General features: G+C 63.9%; 10 protein-coding genes and 1 pseudogene. 5 read left to right on the top strand and 6 right to left on the bottom strand.

Going from position 1 to position 16,171, the window contains the following annotated elements; translation table 11 throughout:
* Positions 1-86: 86 nt before the first annotated feature.
* Genes ACN2XU_RS16645 through ACN2XU_RS16635 form a run of 3 tightly spaced genes read left to right on the top strand, consistent with a single transcriptional unit; the run spans position 87 to position 3,129 of the window.
* Positions 87-752, top strand: a complete 666-nt coding sequence (locus tag ACN2XU_RS16645) for a response regulator transcription factor (RefSeq protein WP_419411584.1) — start codon at positions 87-89, stop codon at positions 750-752.
* The gene (locus ACN2XU_RS16640; protein WP_419411583.1) at positions 749-2,131 is read left to right on the top strand and encodes a sensor histidine kinase N-terminal domain-containing protein; all 1,383 of its coding nucleotides are present in this window, start codon (positions 749-751) and stop codon (positions 2,129-2,131) included. The genes ACN2XU_RS16645 and ACN2XU_RS16640 overlap by 4 nt, the downstream gene beginning before the upstream one ends.
* Positions 2,101-3,129 (top strand): ABC transporter substrate-binding protein, encoded by a 1,029-nt coding sequence (locus ACN2XU_RS16635; RefSeq protein WP_419411582.1) that lies wholly within the window; start codon positions 2,101-2,103, stop codon positions 3,127-3,129. The genes ACN2XU_RS16640 and ACN2XU_RS16635 overlap by 31 nt, the downstream gene beginning before the upstream one ends.
* 29 nt (positions 3,130-3,158) lie before the next feature.
* Here ACN2XU_RS16635 and comE read toward each other — a convergent pair whose 3' ends face one another.
* The 4 genes from comE to ACN2XU_RS16615 form a co-directional block, all read right to left on the bottom strand.
* Positions 3,159-3,713, bottom strand: coding sequence for a sulfopyruvate decarboxylase subunit beta (gene comE / locus ACN2XU_RS16630; RefSeq protein ID WP_419411581.1), 555 nt, complete (start codon positions 3,711-3,713; stop codon positions 3,159-3,161).
* A complete protein-coding gene (locus ACN2XU_RS16625) occupies positions 3,710-4,213 on the bottom strand; it encodes a sulfopyruvate decarboxylase subunit alpha (protein WP_419411580.1) in 504 nt (167 codons plus the stop codon). The genes comE and ACN2XU_RS16625 overlap by 4 nt, the downstream gene beginning before the upstream one ends.
* Before the next feature lie 97 nt (positions 4,214-4,310).
* Positions 4,311-4,913 (bottom strand): 2-dehydro-3-deoxy-6-phosphogalactonate aldolase, encoded by a 603-nt coding sequence (locus ACN2XU_RS16620; RefSeq protein ID WP_419411579.1) that lies wholly within the window; start codon positions 4,911-4,913, stop codon positions 4,311-4,313.
* Positions 4,910-5,818 carry a 2-dehydro-3-deoxygalactonokinase gene (locus ACN2XU_RS16615; RefSeq protein WP_419411578.1) on the bottom strand — a complete coding sequence of 303 codons (909 nt, stop codon included), beginning with the start codon at positions 5,816-5,818 and terminating at the stop codon, positions 4,910-4,912. The genes ACN2XU_RS16620 and ACN2XU_RS16615 overlap by 4 nt, the downstream gene beginning before the upstream one ends.
* 177 nt (positions 5,819-5,995) lie before the next feature.
* On the opposite strand from ACN2XU_RS16615, the gene ACN2XU_RS16610 reads away from it, so the two are divergent.
* A complete protein-coding gene (locus ACN2XU_RS16610) occupies positions 5,996-8,554 on the top strand; it encodes a sensor domain-containing protein (protein WP_419411577.1) in 2,559 nt (852 codons plus the stop codon).
* Positions 8,555-8,573: 19 nt separating this feature from the next.
* Here the strand turns inward: ACN2XU_RS16610 and ACN2XU_RS16605 are convergent, their stop codons facing one another.
* Both ACN2XU_RS16605 and ACN2XU_RS16600 read right to left on the bottom strand, forming a co-directional pair.
* On the bottom strand, positions 8,574-12,977 hold the full coding sequence (locus ACN2XU_RS16605; protein ID WP_419411576.1) for a translocation/assembly module TamB domain-containing protein: 4,404 nt from the start codon (positions 12,975-12,977) through the stop codon (positions 8,574-8,576).
* The gene (locus tag ACN2XU_RS16600) at positions 12,977-14,737 is read right to left on the bottom strand and encodes an autotransporter assembly complex protein TamA (protein ID WP_419411575.1); all 1,761 of its coding nucleotides are present in this window, start codon (positions 14,735-14,737) and stop codon (positions 12,977-12,979) included. The genes ACN2XU_RS16605 and ACN2XU_RS16600 overlap by 1 nt, the downstream gene beginning before the upstream one ends.
* 388 nt (positions 14,738-15,125) lie before the next feature.
* Between ACN2XU_RS16600 and ACN2XU_RS16595 the strand changes: the two are divergent.
* A pseudogene (locus ACN2XU_RS16595) lies at positions 15,126-15,352 on the top strand (transposase); the annotation flags it as partial.
* Positions 15,353-16,171 lie beyond the last annotated feature (819 nt).

Raw genomic sequence — 16,171 nt, 5'->3', positions numbered from 1 at the left:
CGCCCCCTCCCGGGACGCCTTGCATCGCGCAAAATTGAGACACAACCTGACAGGAACCTGTCATCTGGCGGGCAAGGGGAGGAAAAATGCGATTTCTGCTGGTGGAGGACAGCGCCGACCTTGCGGAAACGGTGCAGACGCGGCTGTCGCTGGACGGTCACGCGGTGGATTGGGCCGGAACCCTGGCGGCGGCGGAAGATCATCTTGCGGTGGCGCAATATGATCTGATCCTGCTCGATATCATGCTACCGGACGGCGATGGGCGGGATTTCCTCGCCCGCCATCGCGCGGCACGCGGGGCGACGCCGGTGATCGTCATGACCGCGCGGTCCGCGGTGTCGGACCGGGTGGCGATGCTGGACAGTGGCGCGGATGACTACATCACGAAACCGTTTGATTTTCTTGAGCTTTCCGCGCGGGTTCGGGCGGTGCTGCGGCGTCAGAGCGGACAGGCGGAGAACGTCCAGAGCTTTGCCGGGCTGACCTTTCATCCGATGAAGGCGGCGATTTCCTTCAACGGGGAGCGGCGGGAGCTTCGCAACCGGGAGTTGCGACTGTTCGAGATACTGATGAGCGCGCCGGAGCGGATCTTTTCCAAGGCCCACCTGTATGACCGGCTGTTTTCGGTCAGTGAGGTGGTCAGCGACAACGCCATCGAGGTCTATGTGGGACGGCTGCGCAAGAAGCTGGACGGGAGCCGGGCCAAGATCGAGACGGTGCGCGGCGTGGGCTACCGGCTGACCTCCGGATGAGTCGCACGCACCACAGTTTTTCCATCCGGAGGCGCCTGACCGCGCAGCTTCTGGTGGTGGCGGCGGCGCTGGCGGGGCTTTTGTTCTATTCGATTCGCACGGTGGCGGATGCTGCCGTGGAGCAGACACAGGACCGGATCCTGGGCGCGGCGACACTTTCCATCGCCGAAGAGTTGCGCGGCGGGACGGATGGGATCGACATCGACATTCCCTATTCGGCGTTTTCGATGCTGGGCGCTCTAGGCAACGATCGGATTTTCTATCGGATCGAGGTGAACGGCACACTGGCCACGGGATACGCCGATCTGCCGCTGCCCGCTGTTGCGCCGACGGGTCTGGACCCGGAATTCTATGATGCGTCGCACCTTGGCTATGCAGTGCGCGTGGCGGCGGTAGGACGCTCGGTTCTGGTGGCGGGGAAGACGGTGCCGGTGGTGATCGCCGTGGCCCAGACCCGCTCCGTTCAGGAGAGTATCGTGGCGGGGTTGACCAACAGGGCGTTGTTGCTGGGGGCCGGGTTCTTTGCGCTCGCCGCGTTGCTGGCGGTGGCCATGGCGCGTTCCGTGCTGCAGCCGGTGAATGAGCTGGCGGGGGCGGTCACCCGGCGCGGCCCACAGGATCTGCGCCCGGTGCGGCGGCAGGTGCCGGAGGAACTGGGGCCACTGGTCAATGCGCTGAACGGCTTTATCGGGCGGCTGTCCGGGGCGCTGTCGCGGACGGAAACGTTCATCGCCGAGGCGGCGCATTACATTCGTACGCCGCTGGCCACGCTGCGGGCACAATCCGAGATTGCCCTGCGCCAGTCCGAGGACGAGGAAACCCGCAGGCAGCTGCGCAAGATCATCCGCCTTGCGGACAACACCGCCCGGTCGGCCAGCCAGTTGCTTGATCATGCGGCGGTGATCTATCGCACCGATCAGCGCAGCGACGAAGAGATGGCGCTCGACCGGCTGATCGCGGATATTGTCGAGGGGTTCCGCCCCTCGGCGGAGTTGCGGGATGTGGATCTGCACTATGCGGCCCCGCCCGAAGCGGTGATGATCGCCGCCGACCGGCTGCTGATCGAGACAGTGATCCGCAACCTGATCGACAATGCCATCAAGTATTCCGACGAGCTCGGCGAGGTGTGTGTCTCGCTGGCGACGGAAGAGAGCATGGCTCTCATCACGGTCTGCGACCGGGGGCGCGGGCTTGGCGGACTGGAGCTTGATGCGCTGGGGCAGCGGTTCGAGCGCGGCGGCAATGTCGCCGATGTCGTCGGCTCGGGGCTCGGCCTTGCGATCGTCACAGAGGTGGCAGAGGCCTATGGCGGCACATTGGATCTGACGGATCGGATAGGAGGCGGCGCATGCGCACGGTTTTCATTGCCCTTGGCCTGATGCTCTGGGGTCTGGCCACGCAGGCCTTTGAGATCGAGGAGCACCGCTGGTTCAGAGCCGATCCGGAGCGTGCGACACTGCATATCCTGTCCTCTACGGACACCCGGATCTTTGCCCCGATGATCGAGGCCTATCAGTCGCGCAACCCCGGCGTGTCGGTCCACTACGTGGTGAGCAACACGCAGGCGGTCTATGCCGCCATCGCCGACGAAGACGCGGCCTTCGATCTGGCCATTTCCTCGGCCATGGACCTGCAGATGAAACTGGCCAATGACGGGCTTGCGCTGGCGCACAGCTCGGAAGCGACCGCCCGTCTGCCGGCCTGGGCGCATTGGCGCGATCAGCTTTTCGGCTTTACACAAGAGCCGGTGGTCATGGCTGTCTCGCGCCGGGCGCTGGGTCCCGGTCCGCTGCCGCAAACCCGGCAGGATCTGATCCGGCTGATGCGCGACAACCCGGAGGTTTTCGCCGGACGCATCGGCACCTATGATCCGGCGGCCTCCGGCGCGGGCTATCTGTTTGCCTCGCAGGATGCGCGACAGTCGGACACCTTCTGGCGTATGTCGGAGGTGATGGGCGGGCTGTCCCCCCGGCTCTATGCCTCCACGGGGGCGATGCTGGACGATCTGCAGGCGGGCAAGCTGATCCTGGCCTACAACGTGCTGGGCTCCTACCTCGCGGACCGGCTCGAAGGCTGGCCGGACGGGGCGATGATCGAATTGCGGGACTATACGCAGGTGCTGCTGCGCACGGCCTTTGTGCCGACCCGCGCGCAAAGCCCGGACCTCGGGCGCGGTTTCATCGACTTCCTGATCTCGGACGCAGGGCAAACCCTGATCGCGGAGCGCACCGGCTTTGCCCGCATCGACGAGGCCGCGCTGGCTGGCGGACCCCATCTGCGCCCGATCCGGCTCGATCCCGGGCTGCTGATCTATGTCGATCCGCTGAAGAAGTCCCGATTTCTGGAAGAATGGCGCGCGGCGGTCGAACGGCGGTGACTATTCGGGCGGATGACGATCTTCCCGCTTCAGGATTGTACGGACGCCATGAAACGGTCCCGGATGGTAACCGGGTCCATGGTGATCACCGGCATCGCCTCGTTGCCGCTGTCGCATTTGCAGATGATGACCGTGGTTCCGGTGGTGTTCAGCGCGTCTTTCAGCGCGGCTTGGGTGTCCTTGCCTTCGATCTCGATGACCCGCGAACAGCCCGCCGCCCGTGCCATGCCCGCAAGCGAGGTGCGTTTGCCGGTGTAGGTCGGCTGATCCCCGGTGGAGCCGTAGCTGCCATTGTCGATGATCAGCAGGATCAGGTGGCCGTCGCTGTTGTTTCCGATGGTCGGAAGCGTACCGAGATTGGTCAGGACCGAGCCGTCCCCGTCGATGGCGATCACGGGTTTGTCCTGCGACAGGGCAAGGCCGAGCCCGATGGAGGACGCCAGCCCCATGGTGCCGAGCATGTAGAAATTCGTCGGCTGGTCGTCGATGGCGTGCAGTTCCTGGCTCGGGATGCCGATATTGCAGACCACGAGGTGGTCGCGGATCAGCGGAGCGATGTCGCGGAGGATGTCGGCGCGGATCATGCCAGGTCTCCTTTCCAGAAGGTCGCGTCGGTGAGGATGGCCACCGGCTTTGACGCCATGAAGCAATGCTTCAGGATACCGTCCAGTTCTTCGACGTCGGAGCGGCGGTGGAAATGGTAGGTGGGGATGTGCAGCTGCGCCAGAAGCGCCTTTGTGTGGATGGCCATCTCCACCTGACAGGCCACCGGCTCTCCGATTTCGCCGCGATAGGAGATCAGCATGGGCAGCGGCAGGCGGTAGAACTGGATCAGTGTCGCGAGCGTGTTGATCGTGACGCCGAGGGCCGTATTCTGCATGATGATCGCGCTGCGCTGTCCGCCAAGGAAGGCCCCGGCGCACAGGCCCATGCCTTCGTCTTCCTTGTTGGCGGGAACGTGACGGATTTCTGCGCGGGTTTCGATTTCCGCGATCACCCCGGCCAGCTGCTTGCATGGAACGGTGGTCATGAAGCGGATGTCGTTGGCGACGAGGTCGTCGACGATCCGTTTGTGAATGCTCAAGCTGCGCGCTCCCTTTGCCCTGTTGCGGGCATGGGGGCAGAGCACGGCGCTTTGCGCAAGCCCTTTCGGGAAAGGCAAAGCCGTTCTTTCGATGCGCTTAAAGCGCGGCGTCGTAGGCCGCCGCCATCTCCCGGGCGCGGGCCGCCACATCCGTGACGCTGCGCCCCGGTTTGAACAGGTTGGAGCCGATACCGAAGCCGGTGATACCGATGTTCAGCCAGTCCGCGAAGTTCTCCGGGCCGACGCCGCCCACGGCGTAGGTCTTGGTCTCCGCAGGCAGGACCGCCTTAAGCGCGGCGATGCCGTCGGTGCCCAGTTTGAAGGCAGGAAAGAATTTCAGCCCGTCCGCGCCATTGCGCAGGGCGGTGAAGGCCTCCGTCGCGGTAAAGACGCCCGGGTAAGAGAGCATTCCGGCCTGTTTGGTCGCCACGATCACACGCGGGTTGCAATCGGGCGAAACCACCAGATGCGCGCCGAGATCCGCCAGACGATTGACATCCGCCGGGTCGAGCACGGTGCCCGCGCCGATCTGCGCCCTGCCCTGCGCCACATCGAGCATGGCCTTGATGCTGTCGAAGGGGTCAGGGGAGTTCAGCGGCACTTCGATCCGGGTGATGCCCGCGTCGATCAGGGCCTCGGCCATGGGGATGGCCTCATCCGGGGTGATGCCGCGCAGGATGGCGATGAGCTCTCGGGTCATTGGGATGCTTTCAACTGGGCAAAGGCCGCCTTGAGCCCCTGCAGGGTTGCGTCGTCTGCCGGGACGCGGCGACAGGTGGCGGATTGGCTGTTCAGGCCGGCCTCGTAGGCCTTGGCCAGCGCGTCTTCGCCGAGGATCACAACCTCCTGGCCGAGCCAGTAAGGCCGCGCGGCCGCGAGTTCTAGGCCGATCAGCAGCCCCGAGAGGCGCGCGCGGGCGATGTCCGGCGACTGGTCATGCAGGAGCTGCGCGGCGCGGAGCGAGAACAGCTCGGCCCCGATCCCGGCGGGGCGGGACAGCGTGTCCGAGACCGCCTCGGTAAAGGCCGCCTCGTCCCAGCCTTCGCCGATGGAGTGGCGCAGGACGGAGTGCCGCCCGAGCAGAGAAAACAATTCCCCGGTCATGAAGGTGCGGAAGGAGACAACCTCCCTGGCAGAAATATGCGCCCATTTGCAATGGGTTCCGGGCAGGCAGAGCACACCGTCAAAGCCCGGCTCGGCGGCGAGAAAACCACCGATCTGCGTCTCCTCCCCGCGCATGACATCAGCGGGCTGTGCCTGGCTCAGCCCGGGCAGGATGGATACGGAAAGCCGAGGATCGCGGGTCGGGGCGCGGGTCGCGCGGTCGATGCCGGGAACGGTGCAGGGCACGGCGGCGTAGGGGGCCTCGATCCAGCCCTGCCGCGCGCCGGCCATGCCGCAGATCACCACCGGCGTCTCGCCCTCGGGCAGCGCGTCCCCAAGGAGGTCCAGCAGCACGGGTTCGTATTGGTCGGGCGTCAGGCTTCCCATGCCCTTGGGAGAGGTGCGGCGCTCCAGAATGGCGCCGTCCGCAGCCATGAGCCAAACCCGCAGATGTGTGGTGCCCCAATCGGCGGCAACCCAGCAAAGCCCGTTCTGCGACATGGTATATTGACTCCGTCCCTCGCCCTGCGGCGGTATCCGCAGTTTGTGGCGACTTCATCGCATCAAGCTTTTGCGGGGTCAATCGTGAGGCCTGACCAAAGGGCAGCCCGGTGCGATTTTAGCATGTCTTTCAGACTTTGCAGGTAGAGCCTGTAGCGGAATTACGAGAGACCAGTGATGATCGATGACGGCGTCCTTTCGGCGTTCACACAGTTGTTCGAGAGTGCGGGCAGTCCAGCGTGGATCGCCAGCGCCGATGGCGAGACGCTTGTCGCCAATGCTGCGTTTGCCCGGCGTCATGGGCTCGACTCTGCCCCATGCCGCAGCTTCGATGCCCGACTGCTGCTGAGCGTGTCCGAACAGGACGCGTTGAAGCGCATCGCCGCCGCGCTTCAGGGGGCGGCGTCGGACCGCGCGGCACCCCATGTCGCGCTCGGGGGATGCGCGCAGCGCTACAGCGTGACGACCATCAGATCGAACGAACAAGGCACCGTTTTCCTGCTTGGTCAGGTTTCGGCGCGGGTGCCGGTGCGCGAGAGCCCCACCGGCGAAGAGGCCATCGTGCAGGAGCGCCGCAGCCATGCCCGCCTGCGCATGCTGGTCGATAGCGCGCCCGGCGCACTCTTCGAGTTCCGCGAAAACGCGGATGGAACCAAGTCGCTCCCGTATTTCAGTGACAAATTCCCGCGCATCATTGGCGTTGATGCCGCAAAACTTCGGGAAGACAGCGACCTATCGCTGGAAACGCTCCAGCCCGAGGATGCGGAACAGGTGCAGTGGCTGTTCGCGGAATCGAGACGCACCATGCAGGATCTGCACGGGCAGTTCCGGATCGACCATCCGCAACATGGCGAACGGTGGCTGATGTGTTCGGCCATTCCCGTTCCCGAACGGGACGGATCAATCACATGGTTCGGAAATATTCTCGACGTAACCGAACGTGTGCTGACGCGGGCGGCGGCGGATGCAACGGGGGTTGCGCTGGAGGAGGCGCACAAGCGTCTGACCACGATCGCAGACAATGCACCCGCGGGGATTTTCGAATTGTATCGCGACGCGGCGGGCAATGCCTCCTTGCGGTATTGCAGCGCCCGGATGCGTGCCCTCTTCGGCTTTGACGGCGCCGTTCCGGATACGTTTTTCCTCAAGATGCGAGCACAAATGCGGCCGCGGGATTTTACGAAACTGCACAGTTCCATGGAGCGCTCCCGCGCCGGAATGACCCAGTGGAATCATCGCTTTCGCTTTGAACACCCGACACGCGGGGCGCTTTGGCTGTCCGGTTCGGCGACGCCCAATGCCGGTGAGGACGGGTCTGTCACGTGGATCGGAACGATTCATGACGTGACCCTTGATGTAAAACGCGAAGAGGACCTGCGCCGGGCCAAGCGGCTGGCCGAATCGATGCGGGCGCGTAGCGAATGGCAGGTTTTCCACGATCCGCTGACCAATCTCGCCAACCGGCGCTATTTCGACAAGATCCTGGCGCAGAGACGCGCGGCGGCAAAGGCCGCAGACAGCCCGCAAAGCTGTACGCTTGTCCGCGTGGATGGGGACCGGTTCAAATACGTCAACGATACGCTTGGCCACGAGGCCGGGGACGCGGTGTTGCATCATATCGGGCGCATCCTTCTGCGCGCGCTGAACCGGGATGACCTTGCCGCGCGGATCGGCGGCGATGAATTTGCGCTGTTGCTGGCCCCCGGCAGCGGCGAAGCCGAGGCCGAGGCGCTGACGCAACAGATCAAGAGCGCCCTTGAGCAACCGTTTATCTACCAGGGCCGCCGCTGTCAGGTGGAGGCCAGTTTCGGCATCGCGCATATCGCGGATCTGGCACAAGATGGCGAAGATCTTCTCTATTTTGCCGATGCCGCGCTGTTCCGGGCCAAAGAAAAAGGCCGCAACCGCTCCGAGCTCTTTACCCCGGCGCTGAAGGCAGGGATCCTTGAGGATCGCAAGATCGCAGCCGATCTGCAGGGCGCGCTGGATCGGGATGAGTTCGTGCCGTTTTTCCAGCCGCAGATCTGCGCGATCAGCGGAAAACTGCATGGGATCGAGACGCTGCTGCGGTGGCAACACCCGAAACATGGCCTGCTTGCGCCGGACCGGTTCCTGCGCGTCGCGGATCAGCTGCGCATCGTTCCCGATCTTGACGGGATCATGCTGCGCAAGGCCGGGGCACTCCTGAAGGATTGGCGCGCGCAAGGCCTGATCATTCCCAAGATCGCGTTCAATGTCAGTTCCGGTCGAATGCGCGACCCGGAGATCCTCGACGCTGCCGAGGCGATCCTGTCCTGTGGGACCAAGGTGGCTTTCGAGCTTCTTGAATCAATTCTCGTGGAGGAAGAGGGGGACATCTTCCGCTTCCACCTCGATCAGCTGCGCGAAGCGGGGATCGAAATCGAGATCGACGATTTTGGATCGGGTCATGCATCGGTAATCGCACTGATGGCGATTTCACCAAACGCGCTCAAGATTGACAGGCGGCTGATCCAGCCGGTGGATGTCGGCGACCGCCATCACAGGCTGGTTCACGCCATCGTCGAAATCGCGGAAAGCTTTGGAATCTATACCATCGCGGAGGGGGTCGAGACCGAGGATCAGGCGACGCTCCTGCGAGATCTGGGATGCGATGTGCTGCAGGGCTATCACTTTTCCCGGCCGGTGAGCGCCGATAATCTTGTCTGTTACATCAACGGGCTGACCAAAAAGGCGGCGAGAGACGGCACGGGATGACCCCCCGTGCCGTGGGTGATCAGTAGTCGCGCTCGAAGAACACGCCGATGCCGGTTGTGCCATCCGACCCCACCTGCCCGCGCAGCGTCGTGCTGTCGGTCAGGTCGAGATTGAGATTGATCGAAGTCTGGCCGCTGCTGTCGATTTCGACATTGGTATAGGCGTTTTCACTAATGTACTTGCCTGCGCGCACGGTCGCGCCACCGTCGCCATCGGTCGAGACGTCAAGATCGTCGAAGCCGGTATTCTGGCGCAGCTTCTCGATAATGCCGACGCCCCCCTTGCCCGCCAGGGTCGCGACGGCAGAGGCCAGTTGCACCGCCTGCAACGCGGAAATCGAGCTGATCCCCTTGCCAAACAGCAGCCGCGCCAGCACTTCGTCTTCGGGCAGGGACGGATCGGACGTGAACTTGATATCCGGCGAGTCCGCCGGGCCTTCGATGGTGACGAAAACCGTTGTATCTTCGGCGGTTGTCTTGGCCACGAGGCGCAGGGTCGGCAACAGATCGCCCTGCAGACGGGCCGAGCCCTCTTCGAGCGTCAGGCGTTTTCCAAGGATATCGAGACGACCACGGATCAGGTCAAAGCGCCCCTGCGGGATCACGTCGGCGGTGGTGCCGGTGACGCGCAGCGTGCCGCCGAGTTCGGCATCGAGTCCGCGCCCGCGCACGAAGATCTGGTTGAGGGCGTTGATTGTCACGTCGAGCGTGATGGCAGAGCTGCCGCCGCCACCGCCCGACCCGGCGCCCGTGACGTCCAGAAGCCCGGCATAGCTGCGGGTCTGGCGCACTGCGGCGGGTTCGTTGACATGACGGATATCCGGCACATCGCCGTAGGAGCCGATGCCGGTGTTCGGAACGCGCAACTCCGTTTCGCCAAGATCAAGCCGTCCGGTGAGGGCGAGACCGGACGGGGCGGTGCCGCTGAGGCGAAGCTGACCATTGGCGCGCGTTTCGTAGAGCTGCGGATCGGTGACACGCAGGTCGTTAAGCTCGATCACCGCTTCGGTCACCATCGGAGCAGCAAGACGCACGCGCCCCTGCAGACCAACTCCGCCGCCGGTGTCGAGATTACCGGAGGCGTCGAACTGGGCGGAGCCGCCCGAGAGCGACACCGTGGCGTCGATCCCGGTGAGCGCATTGCGCAGGCTCGGGATCGCAAAGCGAGTGCCGGATGTGGTGATCTGACCGCTGAGCGAAGACAACGCCAGAGGGCCGTTCAGCCGCAGATCGAACCTTGCGAGTCCCTGAACCGAATTCGGGCTGAGGCGGTTGTTCGCCAAGGCGAGTGGCAGGGTGCCGGTGGCCTCGATATTCGCCGTGCTGACATCCTGAGCGACCGTTCCGGAAATCGTGGCGGTAACACCGCCGGCGCCGCTGGCGTTTGTGTCGATCACCCATTGGCTGCCGTTTTGCCGCGCGGTGCCGCGCACACTCGCCGGGCCAGCAAGTTCAGGGGCAATCCAGGCCAAGGAGCCGATGGACGAGTCAAAGCGCACGCTCGGCTCGCCGCCCTTTGGCAGAGTGATGTCGGCGTTCACGGCAATTGCACGAGGCGCGGCGCCGTCGATGGTGACAGTCAGCCCACTGGCGCTTTGCACGGCACGGCCGGAGACCGTGGCGGGGCCCGAAAGATCAGGAACGAAACGGCCGAGATTGGCCAGACGGGCGTTGAAATCGAGCGTGCCGTCGCTGTCCCGCAGTTCGCCCGAGCCGCTGGCCGTGATGCCGGTGGCCGTCAGGTTGCCTTGACGCAGGGTAATCACGCCGTCCTCGCGTTTGGCCGAGACGTCAAGCCGCGACGGCCCCATGAAGAGCGCATCCGCATCCGGGATACCCACGCGCAGATCCTCCCCCTCACCGACCACTGTCAGATCGAAGGTGGAGGCGTCAAAGCGGGCGTTGCCGTTCACAGAAGCGTCGAGGCTGCCGCCGAGGTCGCGCCCGGCCAGCGCCGAGAGGGCGCCAAGATTGTCGATCCGCGCCCGCACCGCCCCGTCGAACCCGGCATTATCGCCGGTCGGGATGATGGTGCCGGATGCGTTGAGGCTGGCGCCTGTTGCCGTCAGCTCGGCCTGATCGAGCGTGATCACATCGCCATCGCGCGCGGCAGAGACCGCAAGGCGGGAGGCCCCGGTGAGCAGCCTGTCCGCGTCCGGCATGCCGGTCCGCAGATTTTGGCCGTTGGCGAGCAGGTCGAGATCGAATTGCGAGGCATCAAGCAGAGCGAAGCCGTTGACGCGGGCGTCCAGGCTGCCGCCCAGATCGCGCCCGGCAAGCGCGGAGAGCACGCCAAGATCGTCAAGCTGTGCCTCGACGATGCCATCGAAGCCGGGGCTGTCGGCGTAGGGCGTGATCAGGCCGGTGATCGTGGCCTTTGCGCCCTTGCCGTCGATTTCGGCGCGGCGGATGCGGATGCCCTCATCATCGCGCAAGGCAGAGATATCGAGCGCGGTTGCCTCAGACAGAATGTCATCGACGCCGTCGATGCCCACGGCGAGGCCCTGCCCCGTGGCCGTCAGTTCGGCATCGAAGCGGGTGCCGTCTATCCGGGCCATGCCATCAAGATTGGCATTCAGATCGCCGGCAAGGCGGCGCCCGGCCAGTTCGGAAAGCCGCGAGAGGTCCTGAAAGGACAGCGCCGCGAGGCCGTCGAAACGCTGCGTTTCCTCGACGGATTTCAGCGTTCCATTGGCTTGCAGCGACACGCCGTTCGCGCGCACGTCGGCCTGCCGGATGGTCAGGCCGTCTTGATCACGCAAAGCGGAGAGGAGGATGCTGCTCTGGCCGCGCAGGATGTCGTCCACGCCGGTCATGCCCGCCGAGAGATTATTGCCATCCACGGTGATTTCGATGTCGAAGCCGCCGCTGAGCGGCGCGGCCTGCCCATCGAGCTCTGCCGTGATCGCGCCGCCAAGTTCCTGTCCGGCGAGTTGCGACAGACGGCCGAGGGAGTCGAGCGTTGCGCTCAACGCGCCGCTGACGACCGGTTCGGTGCCCGAGGTGTCCAGCGCGCCCGAGCCGCTGAGCGATAGACCCTCTGCGCGCAGGGATAGATCGTCGAACGAAACCGGCGCGCCGCTTTGCCATGCAATGTCCGCGCCGAAATCGGCGGTGCGGCCCAAAGCTTGCTGCAAGGCGGGATCGGACAGAGCAATTCCATCCGCCTCGGCATCGATGCGCGCGGTGACGCGGGGGCTTGCCCCCTCCGCGATCACGCCGCCCGCCCTTAGCGTCATGGTATCGAGTTTCAGATCATCGCGCATAAGCCCGCTAAGATCGCCTTCGAGCGTCCAGGATTGGCCCTGGCTTGCATCGAAGCTGGCGTTGAGAAGCGCCATTTGCAGCCTTGTCTCGGGGCCCGACATGGGCAGCAGGACCGGCGCGCCCGAGCCATCGCGCAGCACGGCGTCGAGGCGGAACCGCTCTGGCAGGCCATCGGCGCCGATTGCGAAACTGCCGTTAAGATTGAGCGCGGCCGCGGTGGCGGACAGCTCGTCCATTTCGATGCGGCCATCGGGATAAAGGTTGATGCGGCTTTTTACACCCACGTCCGGGCCAAAAAACGCCTGATATTGCGGGACGAACAACGGCGCGAGATCGCCCGTCAGGTCCACGCGGATCACACGCGGATCGCCGTCCGCGCCGGTTGCAGCGGCGGTGCCGATCTGACCGGAGAGCCGCTCTTCGCCATCGCTGAGCAGGACGACATCCGCGGCGAAATCGTCGATCGCCCCCTCGCCCTTGGCGGTCAGTTCCAGCGCGGGCGCACCGGGCAGGCCGATCTGCGTGGCGATGATGCCGCCCTCGGCCTCGGCGACCGTGACGTCGACGGCCAGCACCTCGGAACTGTTTGAATAGCTGACCGCAATGTCGAATTCGCCTGTCGGCCCGTCGAGACGCGTAACGTCGAGATTTGCTGCACCTTCGCCGTCGGCCAACCGCATGTCGCCTGCGATCGACGCCGTAAGGGCAACGCCCGCGACAGGTGCGCCAAGCTCCACCCGTGCGGCGTCAACCTTTTCGATGTTGATGCTGACCGGCAGGTCGGGCAGCGCGAAGGGCGTCGCCTCCGGGCTCGCCGCTGTGCCTTCGGACACGGGCAGGCGAGGCAGGCGGATGACCTCTGCCGAGAGTTCGTTGATCTCGATCCGGCCGAGCAGCACCGCAGAGCGGTTCCAATCCAGAACCGCACCGGTCAGTTCGAGCCACACGCCCTGATCATCGGAAATGGCCAGCCGCTCCATGGTCGCGCGGCTGCTGAGCGCGCCGCTGAACCCTTCGACAGTGACCTGGCGGCCCGCGCCCGAGAGGGTCTCTTCGATGAAGCGGGTCAGCCGGTCTTTGTCTTCTTCGGGCGCACTCTGCGCAATGGCGGTAACAGTTTGAAAGAGAATGAAAAATGCGGCAACATACCAGCGCATCAGAAGGCCTGTCCAATTCCGAGATAGAGTTGTACGCCGTTTCCGTCTCCGGTCAGCGGCGTGGCGACATCGAGCCGAATGGGCCCAAGACCGGTCTGGTAGCGCAGACCGAGACCGGCCCCGCTGTGCCAGCCACCGGTGTCGTCGATGAAACTGTTGGCACCGATGTAGCCCGCATCGTAGAAGGCGACCCCGCCAAGACTGTCGGTAAAGCGTGCGCGGAGTTCACCGGACACGCCGATGAACGACCGTCCGCCGGTTTCATCGTTGCCCGAGGTGATGCCAAGCGATTGGTAGCCGTGCCCGCGTACCGTTCCACTGCCGCCCGAATAAAACAGCAGGTCCGGGGGCGTGTCTGCGATCGAAGAGCCCATCACGGATCCCAGTTGCAGACGCCCGGCCAAAACGACGCCTTGCTGTTCGCCAAAGGCCCGATAGGCCCGGCCATCGGCATAGATGCGCCCGCCTGATGCGCTGCCGCCGAACCCGGCATAAGGCATGGCTTCAAACCGCAGGTAGGTGCCGGTTTTCGGATCAAGCGTGCTGTCGCGGCGGTCCCAGGTCAGGGACATCGGAAGGACGAGATGCGAAAAGGTCCGTTTGCCCAGATCATCCTCGACGTCGGAATAGCGATAGCCAACCGCCACTTCTGTTGTCAGCTGACGCGACACCTGGCGGGTAAAGCCGACCGTGACGCTGGCCTGCTGGGAGAAATACGTCGGCTCGGAGAGCTGTTCGAGTTCAGCGCGAATGAACAGATCCGTTTCCGGCGTGATGGTTGCCGGGCGGGCGAGGCTGACTGCGAGTTTGTAATCAAGCGAGTCCGTGTTGCCGCTGATCCCGGATACCTCGCCCTCGACACGGAAACGCTCTGCCCCGCCAAGAAAATTGCGATGCAGCCAGAAGGTCGACAAGGTCAGCCCTTCGGAGGATTCAAGCTCGGCGCCAAAACCGAAGCGGCGCGGTTTGGCATCGGTGACCGCGAGGGCGATATCCATTGAATTGTTTGCATCCAGGGTGTCGCCTTCCCGCAGCGTTACGGAGCTGAAGGTCCCGGTGCGGCGCAGCCGCGTGGCGGCATCTTCGAGGATCTCGGCGTCAAACACCTCGCCCTTCGGAATTCCGGCGATTTCACGGATACGCTTTTCCCGAACCACGCTCTCGCCGCTGACCACTGTCCGCCCAAAGCGCACAAGTGGCCCCGGCGTAATCCGGAGCAGCACGTCCAATTTGGCGGTCTCGTGGTTTGCGGTGATCTGCTGATCGGTCACATTCGCCTTGGCGTGCCCCACCGCGCGCCAGCCCTCCACGCCCGCAGAGGCTGCCTCGCGAATGGTCGCGGTTCCGGCAGCCTTGCCCTTGGTAAATTGCTCCGGGATCTCAGTACCGGGCGCCAGCGGTTTGACCTCTGCCCGCCCGAATTCGAAACGCTGTCCGGGGTCAACATCAATCCGGACGCGCTGCACCGGCGGCAGTTTTGTCAGGGGGGGCAAATTTGCGGCCTCGCGCCCATCAATGGAAATCCGGACGACCGGCCCGAAGTATCCGGCGTCATACAAAGCGCCGAGCAGTCGGCCATAATCCGCCTGCGCCGCGGCGAGTATGTCCTGCGGATTGCTCGTTCCATCGTCGGCCGCCGTCAGAACCAAGGAGGCCTGCTGCATCAGCCCTTCGATCCGATCGTCTCCGCCAACAACGCGAAGCTTGCCCTCAAAAGCGATAGCCGCACTCGCCGTGAGGGAAAAGACAAGCGTTGTCAAAATTTTAGAAAATAGTCCTGCGCGTTTCCGTCGTATCATAGGCTCAGCTCGAAGGGATCCACCCCGGTTGTTCCGGTCTTGGGACCCGTGTGTACGTTACCTGTCATACTGGCGCATGACGAGAAAAGGACAAGGGCGGCAACGCAAGTTAATGGGGCATCCTGTCTCTGGTGCGCCCTGGTCGGGAAATAATGCGCTTTTGAATCACTTTATCAAACAAATGTAATCCGGGCGAGAGGATGTCACCGCGGCTCCAGGACGGATGGATCGCGTTGACCTGCTCTCCTGAAAGGTCTTGTGTGTGAGAATTCGCCACGGCGTTTGACGTGAGAGCCGTTTCCTGTTCCCGATCGAGGTAGAGCCCGTCCCAACGAAGGAGACGGACGGCATGAAGAGATCCCGCTTTACGGAGGAGCAGAACATTGCAATCCTGAAAAAGCCGAAGAGCGGTGAGGTGGCAGCGGATGTATGTCCCAAGCAAGGGATCAGTTCGGCGACGTTCTACAATTGGAAGGCCAAGTTCGGGGGCTGGAGATGTCGGACGCCCGACGGCTCAAGGCGCTCGAAGATGAGAACGCGAAGCTGAAGAAGCTGCTGGCCGAGCAGATGCTGGAATGAGCCATGTCATTTCCCTGGCCCATCGCGCCGGTTGTCGCCGGTCTTTCGGAGATGGGTGGCCTTCGGTTCCTGATGTGGAACGTTGCCGGGGTACGGCCTACGCGATCGCCGTGGTCAGCGTCGGCTACTTGTTCTGCGCGACCTTCACAGTCATCGGGCCGACGACCACGCGCATCGGCCTCTTCCCGGGCGCTGTCGTCGTCGTACTTGCGCCTCTTTGGTTCCTGATCTCGCGGCTCCGGCGGGGATAGCCGCGGTCTGCGTTCTGCGTTTGGTCGGGACGGCGATCCGGGACAATGCAGAAAGCCGCGCCGTTGTCGCGCGCCACCCAAAGCTGTTTCGATTTCTTGCCTCCCGAGTGTCGCTGACAACGTTCCGGTCTCTGCCGTAGCCCTTTGCCTTGTCATCGTTGACGCCACCCAGGCATTCTGTCGAACGCCCTCTGTTTCAGGCCGCGCCAGCAAAGATCTTCGAGGGTGGATCAAGACGGTGGTGGTGAACTGGGACGCAGAGGCGAAGGTTCACCAGCTTGAGCTGCGCGGCAAGTTGTTGGAGAGTAAGCGTCCGGCGTCGCTGCACTGCCTCGCGTAGCGGGTGATCGATAGTGTCCACCATGGGATAGTGGACACCATGGGGCCTTTATGGCGCGTCGGACGAAGCGGCTTTGGACGGACGAGGAGAAGCGGTCGATCTGTTTGCAGACGACGGCACTTGGCGTGTCGGTTGCGCGGGTGGCGCAGGGTAATCCCCCCCGATTTTAAGGGGCTGCAAACGTAGAATTTTCTCGGCAAGATGAACGAGGAGATTTCGAATGAA

The organism is Pacificoceanicola niger, assembly GCF_048553275.1.
Taxonomy (GTDB): domain Bacteria; phylum Pseudomonadota; class Alphaproteobacteria; order Rhodobacterales; family Rhodobacteraceae; genus Pacificoceanicola.
Note: the sequence above shows the minus strand (reverse complement) of the source record. Positions and strands in the feature narration are given on the sequence as shown.

What these genes read in the sequence shown, in the direction of transcription:
- ACN2XU_RS16635 (WP_419411582.1), top strand. Translation starts at nt 2,101, where the DNA reads ATGCGCACGGTTTTCATTGCCCTTGGCCTGATGCTCTGGGGTCTGGCC.
- ACN2XU_RS16605 (WP_419411576.1), bottom strand. Translation starts at nt 12,977, where the DNA reads ATGCGCTGGTATGTTGCCGCATTTTTCATTCTCTTTCAAACTGTTACC.
- ACN2XU_RS16640 (WP_419411583.1), top strand. Translation starts at nt 749, where the DNA reads ATGAGTCGCACGCACCACAGTTTTTCCATCCGGAGGCGCCTGACCGCG.
- comE (WP_419411581.1), bottom strand. Translation starts at nt 3,713, where the DNA reads ATGATCCGCGCCGACATCCTCCGCGACATCGCTCCGCTGATCCGCGAC.
- ACN2XU_RS16610 (WP_419411577.1), top strand. Translation starts at nt 5,996, where the DNA reads ATGATCGATGACGGCGTCCTTTCGGCGTTCACACAGTTGTTCGAGAGT.
- ACN2XU_RS16620 (WP_419411579.1), bottom strand. Translation starts at nt 4,913, where the DNA reads ATGACCCGAGAGCTCATCGCCATCCTGCGCGGCATCACCCCGGATGAG.
- ACN2XU_RS16615 (WP_419411578.1), bottom strand. Translation starts at nt 5,818, where the DNA reads ATGTCGCAGAACGGGCTTTGCTGGGTTGCCGCCGATTGGGGCACCACA.
- ACN2XU_RS16645 (WP_419411584.1), top strand. Translation starts at nt 87, where the DNA reads ATGCGATTTCTGCTGGTGGAGGACAGCGCCGACCTTGCGGAAACGGTG.